Genomic DNA, 21087 nt, shown 5'->3' on the forward strand with positions numbered 1-21087 from the left:
GTCGGTTGCATGGGGCGACCGACATTGTTTTTCCGGATGGAGCAAATCTGATGTCTGAACTGCGTGAAACCGCGATTGCGTCTAAGGCCTGGCCTTTTGAAGAGGCGCGCCGGGTGCTCAAACGCTATCAGAAGGGTGCTCCGGAAAAGGGATATGTGCTGTTTCAGACGGGCTATGGCCCCTCGGGTCTGCCGCATATCGGCACCTTTGGTGAAGTCGCGCGGACATCTATGGTGCGCCACGCGTTCGAGCAGATCAGCGACATTCCCACCAAACTGATCTGTTTTTCAGATGACATGGACGGGTTCCGCAAGGTGCCGACCAACGTACCCATGCAGGACGAGTTGAAAGAAGACCTGCATCTGCCGCTGACCAAAGTGCGCGACCCGTTTGGCACACATGAAGGCTTTGCACAGCATAACAACGCGATGCTGTGCGACTTTCTGGACAGTTTCGGGTTCGAGTATGAATTCGCCTCGGCCACCGATTACTACACCAGCGGCAAGTTCGATGAGACGCTGCTGATCGCGCTGGAGCGGTTCGACAAGATTCAGGAAATCATGCTGCCGACCCTCGGGCCCGAGCGGCGTGAGACCTATTCATGCTTCCTGCCGATCAGCCCGAAAACCGGCCATGTGCTGCAGGTGCCGACGCTGGAACGCAATGTGGCCAAAGGCACCATTGTCTACCAAGAGCCCGATGGCGAAAAGGTCGAAATCCCGGTCACTGGCGGCAACGTCAAGATGCAGTGGAAGCCCGACTGGGCCATGCGCTGGGCCGCGCTGGGCGTGGATTATGAGATGTCGGGCAAGGACCTGATCGACTCGGTCACGCAGTCGTCGAAAATCTGTCGGGCGCTGGGCAAACAGCCGCCCGAAGCATTGAGCTATGAGCTGTTCAATGATGAACAGGGGCAGAAGATCTCGAAGTCCAAGGGCAACGGCTTGTCGATGGAAGAGTGGCTGACCTATGCCGCGCCTGAAAGCCTGTCGTATTTCATGTATCAAAAGCCCAAGACGGCCAAGCGACTGTATTTCGACGTGATCCCGAAAGCGGTGGATGAATATCACCAGCAGCTGCGCGCCTATCCGGGGCAAGAGCTGAAAGCACAGCTGAACAACCCGGTCTGGCATATCCATGGCGGTGAGGTTCCTGAATCCACGCTGATGGTACCGTTTGCGATGCTCTTGAACCTCGCGTCCGTTTCAGGGGCCGAGGATAAAGAGGCGCTGTGGGGCTTTATCCGTCGCTATGCGCCGGAGGCCACGGCGGAAACGCATCCCGATATGGATCAGGCGGCCGGATTTGCCGTGCGTTACTTCAACGACTTCGTCAAGCCAACCCGTCAGCACCGCGCGCCCACTGATCAGGAGCGCGAAGCACTGGAGGCGTTGCAAGCCGCGCTGACAGCCTATGATGGTCCCATCGAAGATGAGGCACTGCAATCGGTGGTCTATTCCATCGGGCGCGAGCGGTTTGATCCGATGCGCGGCTGGTTCACGGCACTTTACGAAGTGCTGCTGGGGGCCTCGCAAGGGCCGCGCTTTGGTGGCTTCATCGCACTTTATGGCGTGCCCGAAACGATTGCGCTGATTGACAAGGCCCTCGCCGGAGAGCTGGTCTGATTTGACCTGATCCCGCGTGGGGCTACCCTTGGATCAGGAGGTGGCCCCATGCGTCGTCTATTGCTTGCTGTTTCCCTGAGTGCCGGACTGGCCTCGGGGGCGTTTGCCCAAAACGCCGAGATCGAGGCGAATATCGCGGCGCAGATACAGGCGTTTCAGGCGGATGATTTTGCCACCGCCTTTACCTTTGCCAGCCCCAATATCCAACGTCTGTTCCAAACGCCCGAAAACTTTGGCGTCATGGTCAAGCGCGGCTATCCGATGGTCTGGCGCCCGGCGGATGTGCGGTTTCTGGAGCTGCGTGAGGTATCCGGCGCCCTTTGGCAGAAAGTGATGATCACGGATGGTGAGGGTCGGGTGCATATCCTCGACTATCAGATGGTTCCGCTGGACAACGGTTGGAAGATCAACGGCGTGCAGCTGTTGGGCAATTCCGATCCGGCGGTCTGACGCAACACGACCGTCACGGTGATATGAGCGACGGTTAATCCCTGTTCGATACTCAGGCTTTTGCGCTCGGGGCGACCCCGGGCCCTGGGTTAATGCGCGCTGATGCGGCGCGATTGGGAAAGGGATTTCTATGAACAAGGCAATCACCGACGGCATCGTGTTCATGCCGCCTGCTTTTGCGAATGGTCTGAATGTATGGTCCAGCGGCGATGGAACGCCCGGCTCGCCAACCTATGACGGGTCCGGCACAGGCGCGTTTGTCCCGGCGGATGCGGATTTCGGCGGCTGTCTGGAGATTCTGAAGGTCAGCACCACGCAGCGTCTGCGCTATATGGGTCAGACGCCGTTGCTGCCGGGGTGCTATTTGCAGATCAAAGCGCGGGTCAAAGCCATCAGCGGCCCATTGCCCGAGGTGCGCATCGCCGGTTGGGCCGGTGGGGCCGGTGACGTTCAGGTGACCGGCGTGGCCGAGCAGGGCCCGGCGACCCAGTTGTCAGGCTACGGCACGGTGCACGAGATCACGGCCATTGTCGGCACTGGCCAGCGCCCGGGCGTGGATATGCCCTGGGGTGTGCAGGCTTTGTATGGGCATTTTGGTCTGGATATTGACGGTGCAAACGGTGCTGTCATCCGGGTCGACGACATCGAGATCACCGACGTCACGGGCGTATTTCTGCGCAATCTGATCAGCCTTGTCGATGTGCGTGACTTTGGCGCGATTGGCGACGGCGTGGTGGACGACTCGGGCGCGTTCGAGGCGGCGGATCAGGCCGCCAACGGCCGCACGGTATTTGTGCCCGAGGGCACCTATCTGCTGGCCCAGAATACCTCGATGGCGTCCGAGGTGGATTTCGAGGGCACCGTCACGATGCCCGATGACAAGATGCTGTTGCTGACCAAGAATTTTGATCTGCCAACATACATCAACGCCTTTGGCAGCGAGATGCTGGCCTTCAAAAAGGCATTTCAGGCGCTGCTGAACAATTCGGATCATGAATCGCTGGATCTGGGCGGTCGGAAGATTTCGGTCAGCGAACCCATCGACATGGCCGCCGCTGTGCCGAACCGGCAAACCGGGTTCTCAACGCGCCGGGTTATCCGCAATGGCCAGTTCGACGTGCAAAGCAGTTCGGCCTGGGATACCGAGACCTTTACCTCGGTCGCGACCTACAATCCCAGCGATCCCACCCGGCTGACAAACGTGGCCAATGTGGCCAATATTCCCGTCGGATCGCTGGTGACCGGCAGCGGTGTTGGGCGTGAGATTTATGTGCGTTCGAAAAACGAAGGCGCGGGTGAGATCACTCTGAACGCGCCACTCTATGATGCGGCGGGCACGCAGACTTTCACCTTTGAAGCTTTCAAGTACCTGCTGGATTTCAGCGGCTTCAGCACCTTGCGCAAATTCGGCATGGAAGAGATCGAGTTTCAGTGCAACGGCCGCAGCAGCGCAATCCGTCTGGCCCCGTCGGGCAGCACCTTTGCCGTGACAAATTGCTTTGTCAGCCGCCCGAAAGACCGCGGCATCACCTCGATTGGCACGGGCTGTCAGGGTATGCTGATCGACAACTGCCAGTTCTTGTCCTCGGAAGAGTCCTTTAACGTCTCGGACCGGAAATCGATTGCGCTGAACGTCACGGCCAACGACGTGAAGCTGCGTCACAACAGGGCTGTGCGGTTTCTTCACTTTGCCGTCATGGGCGGCACCAACCATATGATTCTGGGCAATCACTTCTTTCAGGGCGACAGCATTCCACAGGGCGTGCGCAGCCACGGGATGATTATGATCGGGGCCTATAACAGCTCGACCATATCCGGGAACTATGTGGATAACTGCTCGATCCAGTGGACCAACGAGCGAGATGCCGACCCAGTTTACACTGCCGGGTTTTCATTCAGTTCGATGGCGATTACCGATAACATCTTCTACTCCAGCGAAGTGCCGACCTGGTTTACCTACCTGGTGATCCGTCCCTATGGGGCCGGGCACTTCCTGAACGGTGTCGTTATCACGGGAAACAAGTTCCGTTCGACCAACGGCAATATCACACGGGTTGAAAGGGTGGACACCAGTTTTGCAACCTTGAACAGGTTTGCGCATCGGGATGTGACGTTTGAGAACAACACCTTTCACGGCGTCACGCAAACGGTGTCAAACCCGTTGCGGGTTCGGAAGGCGCAGGGATCTGCTGCGCAGGTCTGGACTGTTCCCACGTCAGGAAATCTGCCCTTTGGTGGGGCGGCACGCAGCTGCGACGCAATCACCAAGTTGGGTCCGCTGAGAAACGCGTTCGGGGCGGTGTCTTATGCCAGCCCTTACATTGAAACGGGGCAAGGTGCGTCGAACAACGCTATCAACCTGCGTTGGCCCGAGGCCGTGCGGGGTGAGGTCTCGACGATTATTCGGATGGAGCGTTAAGCCCATGCAGGCCGTCCCGGATCGGGGCGGCCCATCCTTGCGGATCAGAATTCATTCCAGATCGCTAGTTTCAACCCAGTGTTGTTGCGCGCGTTGTTGCGTTCCAGGCCCAGTACCCACGTCACTTTGCCCTTCTTGGGGCGGTACATGATCGATGGCCGCGCGCGCCAATACAGCGTTTCATCCGAGCTATAAGCTGTTTCGATCTGCAAAAGCGGGTTCAATCGCCGATCCGCCGACAGCCCGGCAGTAAAATCCAGTTTGCGAAGCACGGTATCATGTGTGCGGTATTCCAGCGCTGTATCGACCGCCAGCCATCCGTTTCCCCAACCGGTTTGAAAGCCTTTGCCATAGGATAATGTCACCTTGTACGTGGCCCAGGCCCTAAGCTGGCGGTGGTGTGCGCCTGCTCCGAATTCGGCAGCAAAGCGGCCCCGGTTTCCGAAATCTGCAACAGGTACCCGCACAAAGGCCAGAGCGTGGCCAAAGTGATCCCGGTGCTCTTCGAAATCCAGCCCAATGGTCAGTTTGGGTCGATAGCCGTATTCCGCATAAAATGCTGTTTTATAATCATACCCGCCTGCAACGTCCTGAAATGCAGTGACTGAGACCGCTGTAAAAGCCGTGCCCTTTTCCCGCAGCCACGCGCCGGACCACGCTGGTCCCGCGGACAGCAACACAAAAAAAAGAACGAACACACGCCACATGCGCGCAGCATCGGTCAGCTTGGTTAACGGATCGTTAGTCTTTCGTTCATTTTTCGAGAATGTCTGAACGAACGGGGTCAGAGCATGAAACCCGGTGCCTATCAAAAAACCTGTGTTAGGCTGAGATCAGACAAAGGAGTATCCAGATGCCGAAAATTTCCAAGAGCGCGAGCGTCCAGACAGTTATCACCACCTTTGAAATGACCCCGGGAACCTGTCAGGATCTGTTAGAGGCCCTGACGGATGCGTATGCTGAATTCATTTCGAAGCAGCCCGGGTTTGTCGCAGCAGGGCTGCATGTGAATGATGCGCAGACGCGGATTGCCAACTACTCGCAATGGGAACGGCGTGACGATTTCCTGGCCATGTTGCGTACGCCAGAAATGCGAGACCGCAATCGCAAGATCAACGAGCTGTGCAAAAGCTTTGAGCCGGTGATGTATGACGTGGCCGAGACCTTCGGCAGTTCCTGATTTGGATCAAAGCCTTGGGGTTAGGTCTGGTGCAACATAACGTCAAGCAACCAGAGGTGCGCGTCATGTATCACAACATACTTGTTCCGATTTCATTCGATGCCGAACGGGATATTTCCGGACCATTGAAGCTGGCGGGGGTTTTGGCAACGCCAGACGCGCAGATCACTCTGCTCCATGTGGTCGAGCATATTCCGAACTATGCGATATCCTACATGCCACCAGAATATCTGACCCAGGCCCGCAAGGCGCTTCAGACAGAGCTGGACGAGCTGGCCTCGAAACTGCCAAACGCGAAAGGTGTGGTGGTCGAAGGCCACTCCGGGCGTACCATTCTGGACTGGGCGGCGGCGAACAAACCTGATTTGATTATCATGGCGTCTCACCGTCCGGGCATGCAGGACCTGCTGTTGGGGTCGACGGCAAACCATGTGGTCCGCCACGCCGCCTGTGCCGTTCACGTGGTGCGCTGATTGGATTGCAAGTCGGCTGCAGTCAGGCGCCATGCCTTGCCAAAGCCGCCATTCAGCAGCGCATCAACCGCTTTGAACCGCACAAAGCCGAAGTCGGCGAAATCGATGTAAAGCTTAGATTTTGGTCGCAATGTCAGATACCGCGTCCGCAAAGCCGTGTGATCTGAACTGTCGCGCGCGATGAACTGCGCCTTGGCGTGCAGGGTCAGGCGCGGATGAGTCAAAGGGTCACCGGTTTGGCCTGGCTCGCCGATCAACACTGCACAGGCGGGTGCATTGCGCAGCGCCTGTGTGTGATCCGCCAGCGTCGAGATCAGCGTTACCATCTCACCATTCTCGTCCGTTGCCACGGCAATGCGCGAGACCGAAGGTGCTGTCGTGCCCGGTTGCATCGTTGCAAGCGCGCCAAAGGTGGCGCTTTCGATCAGTGTGCGGGCCAGGTCGCGGGCCGTGTCGTCAACCTGACGAAAAGGGGTGGAGTCGGGCATTTTCTGTTGCTCTGGCGGGGTCTGTCACACGTGAACCATAACCGCATCCCCAAGCGGTCGCGAGGGTTTGTTTTGTCGGTGCCAAGGATCGCACCAGGGTCTCGGTTTCGCCACAAATCCAGAGTATGGAATCGACATGCCAAGCTCGGAATCCGAAACGGAACCTACCCCTCAAAAAATCTCGCGGCGTCAGCGGCGGGCTGAAGCCACGCGCAAGCGGGCGCTTTCGCCGGTTCGGATATTGCTCATGGTTCTGATGTTGCCAGTAACCACTTTGGGCGTTGCCATGGGTGTGTATCTGCGGACCTCGGATTATGAAGGGGAAGAGGCCCTGATTCACCTGATTGCCATGGCGGGATGTGACGCGGTTCAGTCGGTTGTGCCTGGGCCTTTTTTCGCGGGCGGGCCGGGGTATCACCCGCAACACGACCCTGACGGCGATGGCATTGCCTGCGACACTGCGGTGGAGGCTCCGGTTCAAACGGCGGCTCCGCGACAGGCCGAAAAACCGCAGTCGCGCTCAGTCGGCTCGGCCAAGTTCGTCCGGCCCTAGGCAGCCGAATCCAAGAAACCGTCAATTTGTGATACACTGCGCCCCGCGGGCCATTTCGCCCGCGCTCTAGGGAATTTTGCCCTGAACGGGAGGAAAGTCATGTTTGCACGTATTACCCAATTCAAAATGAAACCCGGCATGCGCGACGCCGCAGAGGCCAAGATGAATGAATTGAAAGATCAGATCATGGGCATGAACGGCATGCACAGCTTTACGAATGTGATGAACGACGACGGCTCGGGCTATGTGGTCGCCATTGTTCAAAGCGAGGAAAGCTCGAACGCCAACGCGCCTAAAGTGGCCGCGCTTTGGGCTCATTTCGCCGACTTTCTTGAAACCCCTCCAACCCCCGTCGGGTTTGATGTCGTTGTCCATTGGGACAAGGGGTAGGTTTCCTCCTTCACAGGAAGCCAGAGCAATTATTGTACCAAAAGTTAATCATGAGGAATGTTCGATGAACTTTTTCAAATGCACCGCAATAGCTTTGATCGCGGCTCAGTTTTCCATCGCAACCGCCGCTGATGCGTCCGAAGAGTATCTGTCTGCAACCAAAGTCACCCAGATCAAAGAGATGGGCGCGCAGCAGATGGATGGCGCCTCTATCGAAAAGATCGTGTCTGGGAAAACGCTCAAAAGTTCGAACTGGACCTGGACGTTTGAAAAGGATGGCAGGCAGTATTCCTCTGCCAATGATGGCTCGTGGGAGGATAAGGGCACCTGGTCCGTCAAAGGCAACGAATTGTGCCGTATCTCGGAAATCAGCGGCGGGCCCGAGCGCTGTTCGATGGTCTATTTCCTGGGCCGTGACCTGAGGTTCAGTGACGGCAAGCGCAATCTGCATGACTGGTGGGTCAGCTACTGACCTTTGCACCATCAATCAGAGGAGAAATCCTCTGGTTGATCCGGGCGGGTCCGCATGCCAGTTTCCGCCCATGACGCGGGACGAGTTCAATACATTTTGCGCCAGCCTCAAGGCCACCAGCCATGTTGTGCAATGGGGCAATGCGGATGTGTGGAAAGTCGGCGGAAAGGTCTTTGCGATCTGCGGCTGGAATGACGGCAAGGACGCGTTCACCTTCAAGGCGACCGATCTGGCCTTTGAGGTGCTCAGCGATGCCCCCGGTATCCGCCCAGCGCCTTATCTGGCGTCACGGGGGATGAAATGGCTGCAGGTCTATGAAGACCGCGGGATGAGCGACACCTCCCTGCGCGACCATATCGTGACATCCTATGATCTGGTGGTCGCCAAGCTGACCAAAAAGGCGCGGGCCGAACTTGGGCTCTAACCCTTCATCGCGTGCAACAGATCCAGCAAGCGCTTGCGGTCATCATCGTCGGCATAATCCCCGGCGGCCAGACGTTGCGCGATGTTCAGGCGCAGGCGCTCATGCTGGGTGCGCACCTCTTCGCCTGCGGTCTCGGCCAGGGTCTTCATGATCGCGGCCACCGCCTGCTGACGTTTGGTGGTGGGGTTTGCGATGTAATCGACAAGGCTCTGCTGGCCCGAGTCCAGAATGTTCTCGGCCAGATCGCGCAGTTGTTCCCCATTGGGCAGCAGAGGGGCAGGGGTGCCCTCGGGCGGCAGAATCTCGGGCAGGCTGCGCGGGGTCTCGGCTAGTGTATTTGCGCCGTCCACAAAGGCCTCGGTGATCATCCGTGTGATCCGGATCGCACGCGGATCCTTGAACAGGGCCGAGGCGATGGCCACACCGTAATCCGTATAGACCCACGGATTGACCCGCCGACCGCCGCGCCCCTTGGGCTTTGAGATCACATTTTGTGATTGCAAACCGGCAACCTCGGCATCGGTTAGCTGAAAGCGGTAGCCCTCGAACAAATCCGTGTTGCGCGCCACCGCCTGATTAAAGGCGCTGACGGTTTTCCCATAGAACTGCGCCAGATCCTCGGCCAGCACCACACGCGTGCCCCGCACCTTGTGAATGGCGCTTTGAACCTCATGCGTGCTGGGCAGGGTGTTGGGGTTTGTCATGGTAACCGTTTGGAATCACAGATTGTGATTTCAAACGTGAAGCAGGCCGCGCTGGGCTGCAAGGTTGAACTGCTGATGCGCAGAAAAGGGTTGGACAAGTCGATCCCGCCAAAATGCCCGAGTAAATAAGTCAACTATATGTTTTTATTGGATTTTTTATTGACATCACTCCGGGCGTACCTATATGAAATCTACAACGAGTTCACAGGAACCCAGCAGCACGCAAGCCATCGTAAGCCGCAGCAAGCAACAGCCAGCCAAGCGCCAGCAACAGCAAGCAAAAGCCAACGACAGCCAGCCAGTGCCAGCGACAGTCAGCCCACAGCAAGCAATCGCCCGCCAGAGCTAGGCACCAAGCTGAACTCGTTTGATTTTCCTGATGTTTGCTGTGGTTGGAATAGGGCCTTCTGATACACTGTATCATCTTATGCATTCAGGCACGGTACGATAACTTTCCTCGTCTTCGGCAACTGCATTCGGATCAAACTGCAGAATAATGTCCCTCAAAAATGGTGGGTGGCACGCTATGTCTCTGGCGTAGAACTGCCTTCGATCAACAGCAATAATTGGGAACGGTATTTCAGTTTCTTTGAAATTGACAGAGAGACTGATCATAAACGGATGTACTCCAGCTTCAGTCGTAAAATTTTCTTTCAAGCCGAGTTGCTCGATAATGCTAAGAGCACCCATCTCTTCGAATTCATCCACAAATACCAGAAGCATATCGAACTCAGACAGCTTGTCCGAGTTGTGGCTGAAATCCATTTCGTCTAAGTCGTTCCAATCCAAAACTTGCCTCAACAGAATGCCTGATATCCCTTCGGTAAGTACTCTTACCGGTCGCCCTAATTCCGTTGAACGATTTTCAATTTCGGAATTCGCTGGCCCGAATGGGAAGACTGAAAAAAACCCAAAAAGAGTATGCAGTAAGAAATTCTTGAACATATTCACCGCTTCCGCCTCTTCACATTCCCACCCCGCTGCCCCGGCCGTCCTGCCGTAGACCGACCCCGCGATTTCACCGCGCCTTCGAAGGCTTTCTCGACCGCCCATTGGCGCGCCATGGGGTCGTCGGCGACGGCCAGATCGACCGCTTCCAGACGTTTGATCTCATCGCGGATATTGGCGGCCTCTTCGAATTCGAGGTTCTCGGCGGCTTTGCGCATCTTCTCGCGTAACCCGTCCAGATGCGCCTCGAGGTTGGCGCCGTGCATCGGTTTGTCGATGGTGGCGGTGACGCGGTTCATGTCGACGTCGCCCTCATAGAGCCCGGCCAGAACGTCCTCGACGTTTTTCTTCACCGTCTCGGGCGTGATGCCGTGTTCCTCGTTATAGGCGATCTGCTTGGCGCGGCGGCGGTTGGTCTCATTGAGGGCGCGTTCCATCGAGCCGGTGATCTTGTCGGCATACATGATCACGCGGCCATCGGCGTTCCGAGCGGCGCGACCGATGGTTTGGACCAAAGAGGTCTCGGAGCGCAGGAACCCTTCTTTATCCGCGTCCAGAATGGCGACCAGCCCGCATTCGGGGATGTCCAACCCCTCGCGCAGCAGGTTGATGCCGATCAGGACGTCAAAGGCGCCCAGCCGCAGGTCGCGCAGGATTTCGATCCGTTCGATCGTGTCGATGTCCGAGTGCATGTAGCGCACTTTGATGCCCTGTTCGTGCAGGTATTCGGTCAGGTCTTCCGCCATGCGTTTGGTCAGCGTCGTGACCAATGTGCGGAAACCATTGGCGGTGACCTTGCGCACCTCATCCAGCAGGTCGTCGACCTGCATGGATACCGGGCGGATTTCGACCTCAGGGTCCAGAAGGCCAGTGGGGCGGATCACCTGCTCGGTGAACACGCCGCCGGTCTGCTCGATCTCCCACTTGGCCGGCGTGGCCGAGACAAAGACGGATTGCGGGCGCATGGCGTCCCATTCTTCGAACTTCAAAGGGCGGTTGTCCATGCAGGACGGCAGGCGGAAGCCATGTTCGGCCAGCGTGAATTTGCGCCGATAGTCGCCCCGGTACATGCCGCCGATTTGGGGCACGCTGACGTGGGATTCGTCGGCGAAGACAATCGCGTTGTCGGGGATGAATTCGAACAGGGTCGGGGGCGGTTCGCCGGGGGCGCGGCCCGTGAGGTAGCGCGAATAGTTTTCGATCCCGTTGCAGACGCCGGTGGCCTCAAGCATCTCAAGGTCGAAATTGGTGCGCTGTTCCAGACGCTGCGCCTCCAGCAGTTTGCCCTCGCCCACCAGTTGGTCCAGCCGGATGCGCAGTTCCTTTTTGATCCCGATGATCGCCTGTTGCATGGTCGGTTTCGGCGTCACGTAGTGGGAATTCGCATAGACCCGCACCTGCTCCATCGTGGCTGTGCGCTCGCCAGTCAGCGGGTCGAATTCGGTGATCTGTTCCAGTTCCTCGCCAAAGAACGACAGTTTCCAGGCACGATCCTCTAGGTGGGCAGGCCAGATTTCCAAGCTGTCGCCGCGCACCCGGAACGACCCGCGCTGAAACGCCTGATCGTTGCGGCGGTATTGCTGGGCGACCAGATCGGCCATCACCTGCCGCTGATCGTACTCGCTGCCCACCTTCAGGTCCTGCGTCATCGCCCCGTAGGTCTCGACCGAGCCGATACCGTAGATGCACGAGACCGACGCCACGATGATCACATCGTCGCGTTCCAGCAGCGCCCGCGTGGCCGAGTGGCGCATCCGGTCGATCTGTTCGTTGATCTGGGATTCTTTTTCGATGTAGGTGTCGCTGCGCGGGACATAAGCCTCGGGCTGATAATAGTCGTAGTAGCTGACGAAATATTCCACCGAGTTTTCGGGAAAGAAACCTTTGAATTCACCATATAGCTGCGCGGCCAGTGTCTTGTTGGGCGCAAGAATGATAGCGGGGCGCTGGGTTTCCTCGATCACCTTGGCCATAGTGAAGGTCTTGCCCGTGCCGGTTGCGCCCAATAGCACCTGATCGCGCTCACCGTCCCGCACGCCGCCTGCCAGTTCCGTGATGGCCGTGGGCTGGTCCCCTGCGGGTGCAAAATCAGTGTGCATGACAAACGCCTTGCCACCTTCCAGCTTCAGGCGGGCGCGGACATCTTCGGCAGTCAGCTGGGTCTTGTCGGAATGAGCATAGGCCATAAGGGGGGATTCCTTTCGCGCCTGATTTTGGTCTGTTTTTGTTCTTGTTCAAGGGGGCATTTCCGATCGCTTCAATTGCGACAATTGCGGACTTGTCCGCATCGCCCGTCTGACGCATAAACATCCCCAGCCAAGTGAGTACGGAGAGGCGATATGCGCGCACGGATTTACCAGCCTTCGCGAAATGCGATGACCTCGGGGATGGCCAAGACCCGCAAGTGGATTCTGGAATACGCCCCCGCCTCTTCGCGTGAGGTGGATCCGCTGATGGGCTGGACCTCATCCAGTGACACGCAGACCCAGGTGCGTCTGAAATTCGACACCAAGGAAGAGGCGCTGGACTACGCCAAGGATAACGGGATCAACGCGCAGGTCAGTGAACCGCACTCGCGCAAACCCAACCTGCGCGCGCGCGGGTACGGGGAAAACTTTGCCACCGACCGGCGCAGCCCCTGGACCCACTAAATGATCGAAATCAAGCAGGCCGACCCCGCAGCGGACGACCTGCGCCCGATCATTCAGGCCCATCTGGCCCATAGTTGGGAGGCGACGCCGCAAACCTCGAACCATACGCTGGATGTCGACGCCTTGCGCGCGCCGGGCATGCGGTTCTGGGGGCTTTACGACGGGGATACGGCGCTTGGCTGTGGGGCGCTTAAGGCGCTGCCTGACGGGACGGCTGAGGTGAAATCGGTACATATCCTGTCCCATGCCCGAGGGCGCGGATTGGCACGGATGATGATGAGATATTTGGCCGAACAGGCGCAGGCCGAAGGGGTTTCCGCTCTGGTTCTTGAGACGGGCGCGGATCATCTGCCCGAATATGATGCCGCGCGCAAACTCTATGAGGCGCTGGGCTATTCCTATTGCGGGCCGATACATGGGTATGATGAGGATCCAAACAGCGCTTTCATGCGCTTGGCTCTTGAACCCCGTCGGTAAAAACCGCAAGAAGGGCGCAGCGGTCCCTTAGCTCAACTGGATAGAGCAGCTGACTTCTAATCAGCAGGTTGAGGGTTCGAGTCCTTCAGGGATCGCCATTTCTTCAAAGCTGTTTTGCCGCGCTTGAGAGTGTGGAAAACCGATGTTCACCATCGGAAAAATTGCTTTGCTGTGAAATTTGGAAAATGAGCTATATTATCTGTCAGATGCAGACAGGAGGATAACATGCTCTATCCAATCGCAAATTTGGAAGCTGACAAGCTTAACGCTGTTCAGGCGCTGGAAAAGGAAATCGGTCGCCCGGTTGTGGCGCTGGCCGCGGTTGAGGCCGATAGCGCGAATTTGCCGAAAGACGACCTGCGCAAATTGCAGGCGCTGGAAGAAAAGCTGGACGTGGTACTGGTCGCGGTGCAGCCGAACTAGAGCTGTTTTCCGAAGGGCCAGGAACGAATATTGGAGCTTCTGCAAGAGCGGGCTCTGCAACTCATCGAGGCTAGGATGGTGGGTGATGAGAGACTCGAACTCCCGACATCTTCGGTGTAAACGAAGCGCTCTACCAACTGAGCTAATCACCCGTGACGGTGCATGTAGCCAAGCCAGCGCGCGGGCGCAAGAGGGTCAGGCAAAATTCTTTGAGACAAATTGGGATAGCTCAGTGTCCGCTGGGCTATGACATTTCAGCACGCGCCAGGTCTCGCATCGGGAAAGGCGCTTGCCTGTTCCCTGTGACCTCAGATATTCCCGAAGAAGCTGTAACTTACCAATCGAAGGGTTCATGATCCGGTCCCTTGCCCGCCGCTGTTCAATCGCCTTGGTTCTGGGTGTTTTGACGTTGCTTCCGATCCGAGCGGGGGCAGCGGAGATTTTGGTTTTCGCGGCGGCCAGCCTGAAAAACGCATTGGATGAGATTGCTCCTGCCTTTGAGCAGCAGGAGGGGCATCATGTGATCGTCTCTTATGCCGCGTCATCCGTTTTGGCGCGCCAGATTCAACTGGGGGCCCCTGCGGATCTGTTCATCTCGGCCAATGTGGACTGGATGGATCTGTTGCAGGATCAGGACCGGGTTGATGCGACGTCGCGGGTGGATTTATTGGGGAACGGGTTGGTTTTGATCGGCGGGGCGGATCAGGAACCGGTCGGCCCAATGCGGCCAGAAACCGATCTGGTGGCGATGCTGGAGGGCGGCCATCTGGCGATGGCGCTGGTGGATGCTGTGCCCGCGGGTATTTACGGCAAGGCCGCACTGCAGAACTTGGGGATATGGGAAGATGTTCAGTCCCGGATCGCGCAAACGGATAACGTTAGGGCTGCGCTGGCGTTGGTGGCCGCGGGGGCTGCGCCTTTGGGGATTGTGTATCGCTCTGACGCTGAGGTTGAGGAACGGGTGCGGGTTGTGGCCACATTCCCTGCAGCGCTTCATCCGCCGATTGTCTATCCGGCAGCTTTGACCGCGACGGCCGGGCCGGACGCGCGGCTTTTTCTTGAGTATCTGAGATCTGACGCGGCCCAAAAGATCTTTGCTGAGCAGGGTTTTACCCTGCCGGGCGGCTGAGCGATGGGATGGTTGGGCCCCGCCGAAATGGAAGCGCTCAGGCTATCGCTGCGGGTGTCGTTCTGGGCCACGCTGGTGACGTTGCCCTTGGGGATTTTCGTGGCTTACGCACTGGCCCGCTGGCGGTTTCCGGGCCGTCAGCTTTTGAATGGCCTTGTGCACCTGCCCTTGATTCTGCCCCCCGTTGTGACGGGTTATTTGCTGTTGCTGACATTTGGCGTTCAGGGCCCGCTGGGCAAGCTGTTGTCCGAATTCGGCATCGTTGTGGCCTTTCGCTGGACCGGGGCGGTTCTGGCAGCGGGGATCATGGCCTTTCCGCTGATGGTGCGCGCCATCCGCCTGTCGATTGAGGCGGTTGACCCAAGGCTGGAACAGGCAGGCGCCACTTTGGGCGCATCCAGATTCTTTGTCTTTGCCACGGTGACCTTGCCGATGATCTTGCCGGGTGTGATCGCCGGTGCGATCCTGGCATTCGCCAAGGCGATGGGGGAGTTCGGGGCCACGATCACCTTTGTTTCCAACATTCCCGGCCAGACCCAGACCCTGCCATCGGCTGTTTACGCCTTTCTGCAAGTGCCGGGAGGGGAGGCCGCCGCGACCCGGCTGGTGGTGGTGTCGATCATCATCGCCATGGGGGCGTTGTTGCTGTCGGAATATGTTGGCCGCCGCGCCGCTGCGCGGGTGTCAGGGTCATGAGCCTTTCTGTCCGCCTGCAGCACGATCTGCCCGACCTTCAGTTGAACCTTGAATTCGATGCGCCCTCGGGCGTGACCGTTCTGTTTGGGCGATCTGGTTCGGGGAAAACGACGGTCGTCAACGCGGTGGCGGGGCTGCTGCGTCCCAAGGCCGGACGCGTGGCTGTGGACGGTTGGGACTTGTTTGATACCGAGCGGAATATCTGGCTGCCCCCGCACCGTCGACGCTTGGGCTACATCTTTCAGGAAGGTCGCCTGTTTCCGCACCTGACCGTGCGGCAGAACCTGTCCTATGGCCGCTGGTTTGCGCCCAGAAAGGCCCGCCGTGAAAACCCGGACAAAGTGATTGAGATGCTGGGCATCGGGCACCTGCTGGACCGACGCCCCGCTGGCTTGTCGGGGGGCGAAAAGCAACGCGTTGCCATCGGGCGCGCCTTGCTGGCTAGTCCGCGTCTGATTCTGGCGGATGAGCCTCTGGCCGCGCTGGACGATGCCAGAAAGGCTGAAATTCTGCCCTATTTCGAACGGCTGCGGGATGAGGTTTCGGTTCCCATTCTCTACGTCACCCATTCCGCGGCCGAGGTTGCCCGGCTGGCGACCTCTGTGGTTGCTTTGCAGGATGGCAAGGCGGTGCGGCATGGCCCGGCATCCGAGGTCATGGCAGACCCATCCGTCGCCCCAGCCGGTGTGCGCGCCGTGGGGGCGGTGCTGAGGGTTCGGGTCCGCGATCATCACGCCGACGGGCTGACCGAGCTTGAGGCGGGCGACGCCCGCCTGTTCCTGCCCCGCATTCCGCATCAGATCGGGGAAGAGCTGCGCATTCGCATCCCCGCGCAAGAGGTTATCTTGTCCAACAAACGGCCCGAGGGGTTGTCGGCCCTGAACATGCTGGAGGGCACGGTTGAAACGATCCGCGCAGGGGATGGGCCGGGGGCCATCGTTTCGGTTCGCACAAACGCAGGGCCGGTGCTGGCCCGCGTCACACGGCGGTCGGTTCAGGCACTGGGGCTTGAGCCCGGTTTGCCCTGCTTTGCGGTAATCAAGACGGTGGCCTTGGCGCCGCAGGATGTGGGCGGGCGGGTCACCTTGCCGTAGGGCTTTGACGGCTTTACTCGATCCCACAAGATATTATCATGCCTACCAATGTCGACATTGAGGCAGGGATTGAGTTCATGCGTTTTCTAAAAGTATCTGGTTTGGTACTGGCCCTAATGCTACCCGTTCAGACACAGGCCGTAGGATTTGGTGTCGGGGTCAGAACCAGTCCCACCTATCGAACGACTGTCACGCCCTTGCAAGACGGCACCTTTCAAGTTGCGGCCCATGGATCTTCGGCGGCAATCGCCTATTGGTGCGGGATTGGCGATTTTGCCATTCGAACCCTTGGTGTGCCTACGACCCAACGCATCTATGTCTCAAAAGCCTATGACAAGTCGAACCGGACGGTGCAGTTTTCGCTGACCCCGCCCGAAGGGGGCGACACGTCCAAAAGCTATTCGATCACAGTCAGCCGCGTGGGCGAGAACATGTCGGCCAGTGGGGCGCAAAGCCATTGCTTTGACAATCTTCTGGATTTCGATTTCTAGGCCCGATCAGACCCATTGGGCCATGGGCGGCAGGCTCATCAAAACGGCATCCGGGTCATGGCCGGTTTCCAGCCCGAACTTGGTGCCTCGGTCATAGACAAGGTTGTATTCCGCATAAAGACCGCGATGAACCAGTTGCGTGGTCTTATCCGCCTCACCAAACCCCTGAACACGGCGCTTTTCGACCAGGGGCACAAAGGCAGGCAAGAACGCGCGACCAATATCCTGGGTCAGGGCAAAATCACCTGCCCAGTCGCCGGTGCAGTAGTCATCCATGAATATGCCACCGACACCGCGCGCCCGCTTGCGATGCGGTATATAGAAATACTCATCCGCCCATTCCTTGAGGCGCGGGTAATGTGCCGCACCATGCGGGTCCAGATACGCCTTTTGGGTGGCGTGGAAATGGGCCGTGTCCTCGGCATACTCGATGCAGGGGTTCAGGTCGGACCCGCCGCCAAACCACCAGGCATGCGGCGTCCAGAACATCCGCGTGTTCATATGGACCGCAGGGACATGCGGGTTCTGCATATGTGCCACCAGCGAAATGCCCGAGGCCCAGAAACGCGGATCTTCGGCCATACCCGGAATACCTTTGCGCGCGGCCATCGCCTGTTGCGCCCGTTCACCCAGGCTGCCGTAGACGGTCGAGATATTCACGCCGACTTTCTCAAACACCCGGCCGCCGCGCATCACGGACATCAGCCCGCCGCCTGCATCCGATCCGTCCTGAGATTGCCGCGTGGTTTCCTTGACCTCGAACCGCCCCGGTTTTGCGTCCGAGAAGGGCCCGCTGTCATGGTTGTCTTCCAGCGCTTCGAAGGCGGTGACAATTTGGTCGCGCAGTTGGCGAAACCAGGCAGAGGCGGTGGATTTTTCAGTATCAAACATGGGGATCAATGTGCCGGGGCTGCGACAGGGTCCAGCAGGGTGCGGCCGCCGTCAATGGTCAGAATTTGGCCGGTGATGAACCCTGCCGCGTCCGAGGCCAGAAACTGCGCCGTTTCGGTCAGTTCGGTGGGCGCGGCGATCCGGGCCAGCGGGGTGTGTTTTTCGATGTCGTCGCGGAATTCACGGTTCTCTTTCAGGGCCGATTGCAGAGAGGCGCTCATCACCGACCCCAGCGCGATTGAGTTCACGCGGATACGGTTCGGCGCCAACGCCACGGCCAGCGACCGGGTCATCTGATCCAGCGCGGCGGTGGAAACCGAATAGGCCATCAGATCAGGGTGGGTACGCCGGGCCGCGATCGAAGACAGGTTTATGATTGAGCCAATCGGGCCGTCACCGTCTTCACCGGCCTGTTTGATCATCCGTTTGGCAACCACCTGGCTGAGCCGCAGGGCGGGCATGAGGTTCTGGTTCAGCAGGGTCTTGACCGAGTCGTCTTCGACATCCAGCGGATCGGACGGGATCACCTGCCGCGCGCCGTTCACAAGAATATCGACCTGATCGAAGGCATCGATGGTGGCAGAGAGCAGGTTGTTGATGGTCAGCTTTTCCCGCAGGTCGCCCGCGAAAAACTTGATGTTGCTGTCATCCGCCTGTTCGCCCAGCTCTTCGGCCAGTCGCTTTTCGTCCATATCTGCGAACATGACATTGGCCCCTGCGTCGGCAAAGTGCCGACCGATGGCCAAACCCACGCCATTGGCCCCGCCGGTTACGATTGCGGTCTTGCCAGCGATAGAAAAGGACATGCGTAAACTCCTGAGTTGCGGCGCAGGTTAACGGGGATCACCGCCGAGGGCGAGAGGCGTGAAACACCTTGAACCGATTATCGCCGGTCCCTTCTTCGACATGGGCGAACGCATCGGACAGCGTTGCCTCATAAGGCAAGTGGCGGTTGGCAACCATCCAAAGGCTGCCGCTGCGGGTCAGGTTCTGTGCGGCTGACCGGATAAAGCCCTGTCCCAACTCGGGCTCAGCGCTGCGGGCGGTGTGAAAGGGCGGGTTCATCACCACCGTATCGACCGGTTCAGGCGCGCGCCACGTCACCGCATCCGCCCAGTAGAATTGCGCGCGGGAATCATCGACATTGGTGTGGGCGCAGGTCAGGGCGATGTGGTCAGCCTCGACCAGATGCAGGGATTTGAGGCCCGGGGTTTGCAGCAGACCAGCCGAGAGATACCCCCAGCCAGCGCCCAGATCGGCAACCCGCGCGCCCAGTTTGCCGGGCAGGGTTGCCAGCAACAGGGCCGACGCCGGGTCAATCCCGTCTGCGGAAAACACACCGGGTGCGGTGCGATACCCGTCGGCGGCCTGCGTGTCTGGTGCCGCCCAATCCGCAAAGGCTGCCGGATCGGACTGGAACCAGAAAATCTTGCCATGGGCTTTTGAGATCGGCCCCTCGACGGAAACGCGTTTGCGGATGTCTTTCAGCAGGCTGTCCACGCCGTCTGTCTTGGCACCGTCCACAACAACCACGCCACTGGCGCGCTGGCACGCCTGATGCACCATCGACCGCGCCAGCGCCTTGGCGCGCGGCAGGAACACGATCACGTCCTGACAGCTATCCTGCGCCTCGGGCACGGTTGCAAAACCTTGCTGCGCGAAATGGTCATGGAAAGGTTTAAAGGGCTGCACCACCTGCGTTTCACGCGGCAGCGCCGAAAGATCGGTGGCCATCACGGGCGCAAGCACGCTCAGCGGTTGCGACAGCGCAAGGCCGCTTTCCAGAGCTAATTCAAGACGAGGGGACATTGTTGATTTGGAAAGAGCGCGCGGGCTTACTCTTCCCGCTCCATTGTGCATTGCAGGGGGTGCTGATGCCGACGGGCGAAGTCCATGACCTGCCCGACCTTGGTTTCCGCGATCTCATGGCTGAAGACCCCAACCACCGCCACGCCCTTTTTATGGACGGTCAGCATGATCTCGAACGCCTGCGCATGGGTCATGCCGAAGAACCGCTCCAACACATGCACGACGAATTCCATCGGCGTGTAGTCATCATTCAGCAGCAGGACCTTGTAAAGCGGCGGACGCTTGGTCTTGGGGCGCGTCTGCACCAGGAGAGACGAATCCGCATCGTCGTCGTCCGAATGGTCAGACATCATCCATTGGTGTTCCAGCATCGCGTTCCAGTGTCCAATTCAGGCTTCGGTTTGTCTGTGCGCTTATATAACGTCGAACGGGCCAGAGAAAAGAGCCAGCGGGACGTATAAGACATGGGCCAAAACCTTACCACAATCGGCTTCGATGCGGATGACACTTTGTGGCACAATGAACGATTTTTTCAGCTGACCCAGGCCCATTTCGCCGAATTGCTGGCTGATCATGCCGACAAGGACCACCTGATGGAGCGGCTTCTTGAGGCTGAAAAGCGCAACATTCGCCAATATGGCTATGGAATCAAAGGCTTTACCCTGTCGATGATCGAAACAGCGATCGAAGTCACCGAGGACCGTGTGCCCGCTGCGGTCATTCGCCAGTTGATCGAAGCCGGGCAGGACATGCTGGCCCATCCGATCGAGCTGTTGCCCCATGCACAAGAGGCGATCCGCAGCGTCGCGGCGACTCATCAGGTGGTTTTGATCACCAAAGGGGACTTGATCGATCAGGAGCGCAAACTGGCGCAGTCCGGCTTAGGCGATCTGTTCGACGGTGTCGAGATCGTGTCCGAGAAAACGCCGCAGACTTACCAGAGGATCTTTGAGGATTACGGCAATGGCCCCGAAACGGCGATGATGGTCGGCAATTCGATGCGCTCTGATGTGGTGGCCGCAATTCAGGCCGGAAGCTGGGGCGTCTACGTGCCTCACGGCCTGGTGTGGGAGATTGAGCAGGCTGAAACCCCGGCAGAAAATCCGCGTTACCGCGAATTGCAGGATTTGGGCCAATTGGCCGACCTTGTTCAGGCGCTTGCCTGATGTTGCCATTTGGCCGCAGTTCAAAAAAATCATCGAACAAGGAAAGAGTTTTCAGTGGGGGCTGCGTGATCTAGTGGGGGCCGGGGGGCTGTTCCGCTACATTTTGTGTGCAAATCCCGCCTTCACCAAATAGC

26 protein-coding genes and 2 tRNA genes are annotated in these 21087 nt (G+C 58.5%); 18 read left to right on the forward strand and 10 right to left on the reverse strand.

Annotation, left to right across the window (positions count from 1 at the left end):
• The first annotated feature begins 50 nt into the window (after positions 1–50).
• From ACRZ94_RS17575 to ACRZ94_RS17585, 3 genes are all read left to right on the forward strand, one after another.
• Positions 51–1625 carry a lysine--tRNA ligase gene (locus ACRZ94_RS17575; RefSeq protein WP_480655292.1) on the forward strand — a complete coding sequence of 525 codons (1575 nt, stop codon included), beginning with the start codon at positions 51–53 and terminating at the stop codon, positions 1623–1625.
• A gap of 48 nt (positions 1626–1673) precedes the next feature.
• The gene (locus ACRZ94_RS17580; RefSeq protein WP_480655290.1) at positions 1674–2075 is read left to right on the forward strand and encodes a DUF4864 domain-containing protein; all 402 of its coding nucleotides are present in this window, start codon (positions 1674–1676) and stop codon (positions 2073–2075) included.
• Positions 2076–2205: 130 nt separating this feature from the next.
• Positions 2206–4494 carry a glycosyl hydrolase family 28-related protein gene (locus tag ACRZ94_RS17585; RefSeq protein WP_480655288.1) on the forward strand — a complete coding sequence of 763 codons (2289 nt, stop codon included), beginning with the start codon at positions 2206–2208 and terminating at the stop codon, positions 4492–4494.
• Between the two features lie 44 nt (positions 4495–4538).
• Here the strand turns inward: ACRZ94_RS17585 and ACRZ94_RS17590 are convergent, their stop codons facing one another.
• A complete protein-coding gene (locus ACRZ94_RS17590) occupies positions 4539–5201 on the reverse strand; it encodes a hypothetical protein (RefSeq protein ID WP_480797942.1) in 663 nt (220 codons plus the stop codon).
• 146 nt (positions 5202–5347) lie between these two features.
• On the opposite strand from ACRZ94_RS17590, the gene ACRZ94_RS17595 reads away from it, so the two are divergent.
• Positions 5348–5674 carry an antibiotic biosynthesis monooxygenase family protein gene (locus tag ACRZ94_RS17595; RefSeq protein ID WP_480655284.1) on the forward strand — a complete coding sequence of 109 codons (327 nt, stop codon included), beginning with the start codon at positions 5348–5350 and terminating at the stop codon, positions 5672–5674.
• Positions 5675–5739: 65 nt separating this feature from the next.
• The gene (locus ACRZ94_RS17600; protein ID WP_480655282.1) at positions 5740–6147 is read left to right on the forward strand and encodes a universal stress protein; all 408 of its coding nucleotides are present in this window, start codon (positions 5740–5742) and stop codon (positions 6145–6147) included.
• Here ACRZ94_RS17600 and ACRZ94_RS17605 read toward each other — a convergent pair.
• Positions 6132–6635 carry a HugZ family pyridoxamine 5'-phosphate oxidase gene (locus ACRZ94_RS17605; RefSeq protein ID WP_480655280.1) on the reverse strand — a complete coding sequence of 168 codons (504 nt, stop codon included), beginning with the start codon at positions 6633–6635 and terminating at the stop codon, positions 6132–6134. The two genes, ACRZ94_RS17600 and ACRZ94_RS17605, sit on opposite strands and share 16 nt — an antisense overlap.
• 247 nt (positions 6636–6882) lie before the next feature.
• On the opposite strand from ACRZ94_RS17605, the gene ACRZ94_RS17610 reads away from it, so the two are divergent.
• The 4 genes from ACRZ94_RS17610 to ACRZ94_RS17625 all read left to right on the forward strand — a co-directional run bounded on the left by ACRZ94_RS17610 (position 6883) and on the right by ACRZ94_RS17625 (position 8474).
• Positions 6883–7188 carry an excalibur calcium-binding domain-containing protein gene (locus ACRZ94_RS17610; RefSeq protein ID WP_480655278.1) on the forward strand — a complete coding sequence of 102 codons (306 nt, stop codon included), beginning with the start codon at positions 6883–6885 and terminating at the stop codon, positions 7186–7188.
• Between the two features lie 99 nt (positions 7189–7287).
• Positions 7288–7578 (forward strand): antibiotic biosynthesis monooxygenase family protein, encoded by a 291-nt coding sequence (locus ACRZ94_RS17615; RefSeq protein WP_480797943.1) that lies wholly within the window; start codon positions 7288–7290, stop codon positions 7576–7578.
• Positions 7579–7642: 64 nt separating this feature from the next.
• The gene (locus tag ACRZ94_RS17620) at positions 7643–8050 is read left to right on the forward strand and encodes a hypothetical protein (RefSeq protein WP_480797944.1); all 408 of its coding nucleotides are present in this window, start codon (positions 7643–7645) and stop codon (positions 8048–8050) included.
• Between the two features lie 70 nt (positions 8051–8120).
• A complete protein-coding gene (locus ACRZ94_RS17625) occupies positions 8121–8474 on the forward strand; it encodes an MmcQ/YjbR family DNA-binding protein (protein WP_480797945.1) in 354 nt (117 codons plus the stop codon).
• On the opposite strand, the gene ACRZ94_RS17630 is transcribed toward ACRZ94_RS17625, so the two are convergent.
• The 3 genes from ACRZ94_RS17630 to uvrB all read right to left on the reverse strand — a co-directional run bounded on the left by ACRZ94_RS17630 (position 8471) and on the right by uvrB (position 12312).
• A complete protein-coding gene (locus ACRZ94_RS17630) occupies positions 8471–9178 on the reverse strand; it encodes an ORF6N domain-containing protein (protein WP_480797946.1) in 708 nt (235 codons plus the stop codon). The genes ACRZ94_RS17625 and ACRZ94_RS17630 overlap by 4 nt on opposite strands.
• 420 nt (positions 9179–9598) lie before the next feature.
• The gene (locus ACRZ94_RS17635; protein ID WP_480655268.1) at positions 9599–10123 is read right to left on the reverse strand and encodes a hypothetical protein; all 525 of its coding nucleotides are present in this window, start codon (positions 10121–10123) and stop codon (positions 9599–9601) included.
• A 2-nt stretch (positions 10124–10125) separates the two neighbouring features.
• Positions 10126–12312: an excinuclease ABC subunit UvrB gene (gene uvrB / locus ACRZ94_RS17640; protein WP_480655266.1), complete on the reverse strand. Its 2187-nt coding sequence runs from the start codon at positions 12310–12312 to the stop codon at positions 10126–10128.
• Positions 12313–12465: 153 nt separating this feature from the next.
• Between uvrB and ACRZ94_RS17645 the strand changes: the two genes are divergently transcribed.
• From ACRZ94_RS17645 to ACRZ94_RS17660, 4 genes are all read left to right on the forward strand, one after another.
• Complete coding sequence (locus tag ACRZ94_RS17645) at positions 12466–12777, forward strand: ETC complex I subunit (RefSeq protein WP_480655265.1); 312 nt, start codon at positions 12466–12468, stop codon at positions 12775–12777.
• A complete protein-coding gene (locus ACRZ94_RS17650; protein ID WP_480655264.1) occupies positions 12778–13254 on the forward strand; it encodes a GNAT family N-acetyltransferase in 477 nt (158 codons plus the stop codon).
• 21 nt (positions 13255–13275) lie between these two features.
• Positions 13276–13352: transfer RNA gene (locus ACRZ94_RS17655), tRNA-Arg, on the forward strand.
• Positions 13353–13479: 127 nt separating this feature from the next.
• Complete coding sequence (locus ACRZ94_RS17660; RefSeq protein ID WP_480655263.1) at positions 13480–13677, forward strand: hypothetical protein; 198 nt, start codon at positions 13480–13482, stop codon at positions 13675–13677.
• 76 nt (positions 13678–13753) lie between these two features.
• On the opposite strand, the gene ACRZ94_RS17665 is transcribed toward ACRZ94_RS17660, so the two are convergent.
• Positions 13754–13829 (reverse strand) — tRNA-Val (locus ACRZ94_RS17665).
• 200 nt (positions 13830–14029) lie between these two features.
• Here ACRZ94_RS17665 and modA point away from each other — a divergent pair.
• From modA to ACRZ94_RS17685, 4 genes are read left to right on the forward strand one after another with little or no spacing between them, the layout of a single operon-like run.
• Complete coding sequence (gene modA / locus ACRZ94_RS17670) at positions 14030–14806, forward strand: molybdate ABC transporter substrate-binding protein (protein WP_480797947.1); 777 nt, start codon at positions 14030–14032, stop codon at positions 14804–14806.
• A gap of 3 nt (positions 14807–14809) precedes the next feature.
• On the forward strand, positions 14810–15502 hold the full coding sequence (modB, locus tag ACRZ94_RS17675) for a molybdate ABC transporter permease subunit (RefSeq protein WP_480797948.1): 693 nt from the start codon (positions 14810–14812) through the stop codon (positions 15500–15502).
• The gene (gene modC, locus ACRZ94_RS17680) at positions 15499–16596 is read left to right on the forward strand and encodes a molybdenum ABC transporter ATP-binding protein (protein WP_480655257.1); all 1098 of its coding nucleotides are present in this window, start codon (positions 15499–15501) and stop codon (positions 16594–16596) included. The genes modB and modC overlap by 4 nt, the downstream gene beginning before the upstream one ends.
• A 38-nt stretch (positions 16597–16634) precedes the next feature.
• Positions 16635–17087 carry a hypothetical protein gene (locus tag ACRZ94_RS17685; protein WP_480655255.1) on the forward strand — a complete coding sequence of 151 codons (453 nt, stop codon included), beginning with the start codon at positions 16635–16637 and terminating at the stop codon, positions 17085–17087.
• 6 nt (positions 17088–17093) lie between these two features.
• Here ACRZ94_RS17685 and hemF read toward each other — a convergent pair whose 3' ends face one another.
• The 4 genes from hemF to clpS are packed head-to-tail and all read right to left on the reverse strand — an operon-like array spanning position 17094 to position 20158.
• Entirely contained in the window at positions 17094–17978 is an 885-nt protein-coding gene (gene hemF, locus ACRZ94_RS17690) for an oxygen-dependent coproporphyrinogen oxidase (protein ID WP_480655253.1), read from the reverse strand.
• A gap of 5 nt (positions 17979–17983) precedes the next feature.
• Positions 17984–18784 (reverse strand): SDR family NAD(P)-dependent oxidoreductase, encoded by an 801-nt coding sequence (locus ACRZ94_RS17695; protein ID WP_480655251.1) that lies wholly within the window; start codon positions 18782–18784, stop codon positions 17984–17986.
• Between the two features lie 37 nt (positions 18785–18821).
• Positions 18822–19787 carry a class I SAM-dependent methyltransferase gene (locus ACRZ94_RS17700; protein ID WP_480797949.1) on the reverse strand — a complete coding sequence of 322 codons (966 nt, stop codon included), beginning with the start codon at positions 19785–19787 and terminating at the stop codon, positions 18822–18824.
• Between the two features lie 26 nt (positions 19788–19813).
• On the reverse strand, positions 19814–20158 hold the full coding sequence (clpS, locus tag ACRZ94_RS17705) for an ATP-dependent Clp protease adapter ClpS (protein WP_480655247.1): 345 nt from the start codon (positions 20156–20158) through the stop codon (positions 19814–19816).
• A gap of 93 nt (positions 20159–20251) precedes the next feature.
• Between clpS and ACRZ94_RS17710 the strand changes: the two genes are divergently transcribed.
• Complete coding sequence (locus ACRZ94_RS17710) at positions 20252–20953, forward strand: HAD family hydrolase (protein WP_480655245.1); 702 nt, start codon at positions 20252–20254, stop codon at positions 20951–20953.
• Positions 20954–21087 lie beyond the last annotated feature (134 nt).

Source organism: Ruegeria sp. CH10, assembly GCF_056537125.1.

Excerpts from the sequence above, each read along its gene's own strand:
- uvrB (WP_480655266.1), bottom strand. The coding sequence starts at position 12,312 with ATGGCCTATGCTCATTCCGACAAGACCCAGCTGACTGCCGAAGATGTC.
- ACRZ94_RS17630 (WP_480797946.1), bottom strand. The coding sequence starts at position 9,178 with ATGACAAACCCCAACACCCTGCCCAGCACGCATGAGGTTCAAAGCGCC.
- ACRZ94_RS17660 (WP_480655263.1), top strand. The coding sequence starts at position 13,480 with ATGCTCTATCCAATCGCAAATTTGGAAGCTGACAAGCTTAACGCTGTT.
- ACRZ94_RS17600 (WP_480655282.1), top strand. The coding sequence starts at position 5,740 with ATGTATCACAACATACTTGTTCCGATTTCATTCGATGCCGAACGGGAT.
- ACRZ94_RS17700 (WP_480797949.1), bottom strand. The coding sequence starts at position 19,787 with ATGTCCCCTCGTCTTGAATTAGCTCTGGAAAGCGGCCTTGCGCTGTCG.
- ACRZ94_RS17595 (WP_480655284.1), top strand. The coding sequence starts at position 5,348 with ATGCCGAAAATTTCCAAGAGCGCGAGCGTCCAGACAGTTATCACCACC.
- ACRZ94_RS17695 (WP_480655251.1), bottom strand. The coding sequence starts at position 18,784 with ATGTCCTTTTCTATCGCTGGCAAGACCGCAATCGTAACCGGCGGGGCC.
- ACRZ94_RS17590 (WP_480797942.1), bottom strand. The coding sequence starts at position 5,201 with ATGTGGCGTGTGTTCGTTCTTTTTTTTGTGTTGCTGTCCGCGGGACCA.
- ACRZ94_RS17710 (WP_480655245.1), top strand. The coding sequence starts at position 20,252 with ATGGGCCAAAACCTTACCACAATCGGCTTCGATGCGGATGACACTTTG.
- ACRZ94_RS17635 (WP_480655268.1), bottom strand. The coding sequence starts at position 10,123 with ATGTTCAAGAATTTCTTACTGCATACTCTTTTTGGGTTTTTTTCAGTC.
- ACRZ94_RS17575 (WP_480655292.1), top strand. The coding sequence starts at position 51 with ATGTCTGAACTGCGTGAAACCGCGATTGCGTCTAAGGCCTGGCCTTTT.
- ACRZ94_RS17585 (WP_480655288.1), top strand. The coding sequence starts at position 2,206 with ATGAACAAGGCAATCACCGACGGCATCGTGTTCATGCCGCCTGCTTTT.
- ACRZ94_RS17645 (WP_480655265.1), top strand. The coding sequence starts at position 12,466 with ATGCGCGCACGGATTTACCAGCCTTCGCGAAATGCGATGACCTCGGGG.
- modC (WP_480655257.1), top strand. The coding sequence starts at position 15,499 with ATGAGCCTTTCTGTCCGCCTGCAGCACGATCTGCCCGACCTTCAGTTG.
- ACRZ94_RS17610 (WP_480655278.1), top strand. The coding sequence starts at position 6,883 with ATGGTTCTGATGTTGCCAGTAACCACTTTGGGCGTTGCCATGGGTGTG.
- modA (WP_480797947.1), top strand. The coding sequence starts at position 14,030 with ATGATCCGGTCCCTTGCCCGCCGCTGTTCAATCGCCTTGGTTCTGGGT.
- ACRZ94_RS17685 (WP_480655255.1), top strand. The coding sequence starts at position 16,635 with ATGCCTACCAATGTCGACATTGAGGCAGGGATTGAGTTCATGCGTTTT.
- ACRZ94_RS17580 (WP_480655290.1), top strand. The coding sequence starts at position 1,674 with ATGCGTCGTCTATTGCTTGCTGTTTCCCTGAGTGCCGGACTGGCCTCG.
- ACRZ94_RS17620 (WP_480797944.1), top strand. The coding sequence starts at position 7,643 with ATGAACTTTTTCAAATGCACCGCAATAGCTTTGATCGCGGCTCAGTTT.
- ACRZ94_RS17615 (WP_480797943.1), top strand. The coding sequence starts at position 7,288 with ATGTTTGCACGTATTACCCAATTCAAAATGAAACCCGGCATGCGCGAC.
- clpS (WP_480655247.1), bottom strand. The coding sequence starts at position 20,158 with ATGCTGGAACACCAATGGATGATGTCTGACCATTCGGACGACGACGAT.
- ACRZ94_RS17625 (WP_480797945.1), top strand. The coding sequence starts at position 8,121 with ATGACGCGGGACGAGTTCAATACATTTTGCGCCAGCCTCAAGGCCACC.
- ACRZ94_RS17605 (WP_480655280.1), bottom strand. The coding sequence starts at position 6,635 with ATGCCCGACTCCACCCCTTTTCGTCAGGTTGACGACACGGCCCGCGAC.
- modB (WP_480797948.1), top strand. The coding sequence starts at position 14,810 with ATGGGATGGTTGGGCCCCGCCGAAATGGAAGCGCTCAGGCTATCGCTG.
- ACRZ94_RS17650 (WP_480655264.1), top strand. The coding sequence starts at position 12,778 with ATGATCGAAATCAAGCAGGCCGACCCCGCAGCGGACGACCTGCGCCCG.
- hemF (WP_480655253.1), bottom strand. The coding sequence starts at position 17,978 with ATGTTTGATACTGAAAAATCCACCGCCTCTGCCTGGTTTCGCCAACTG.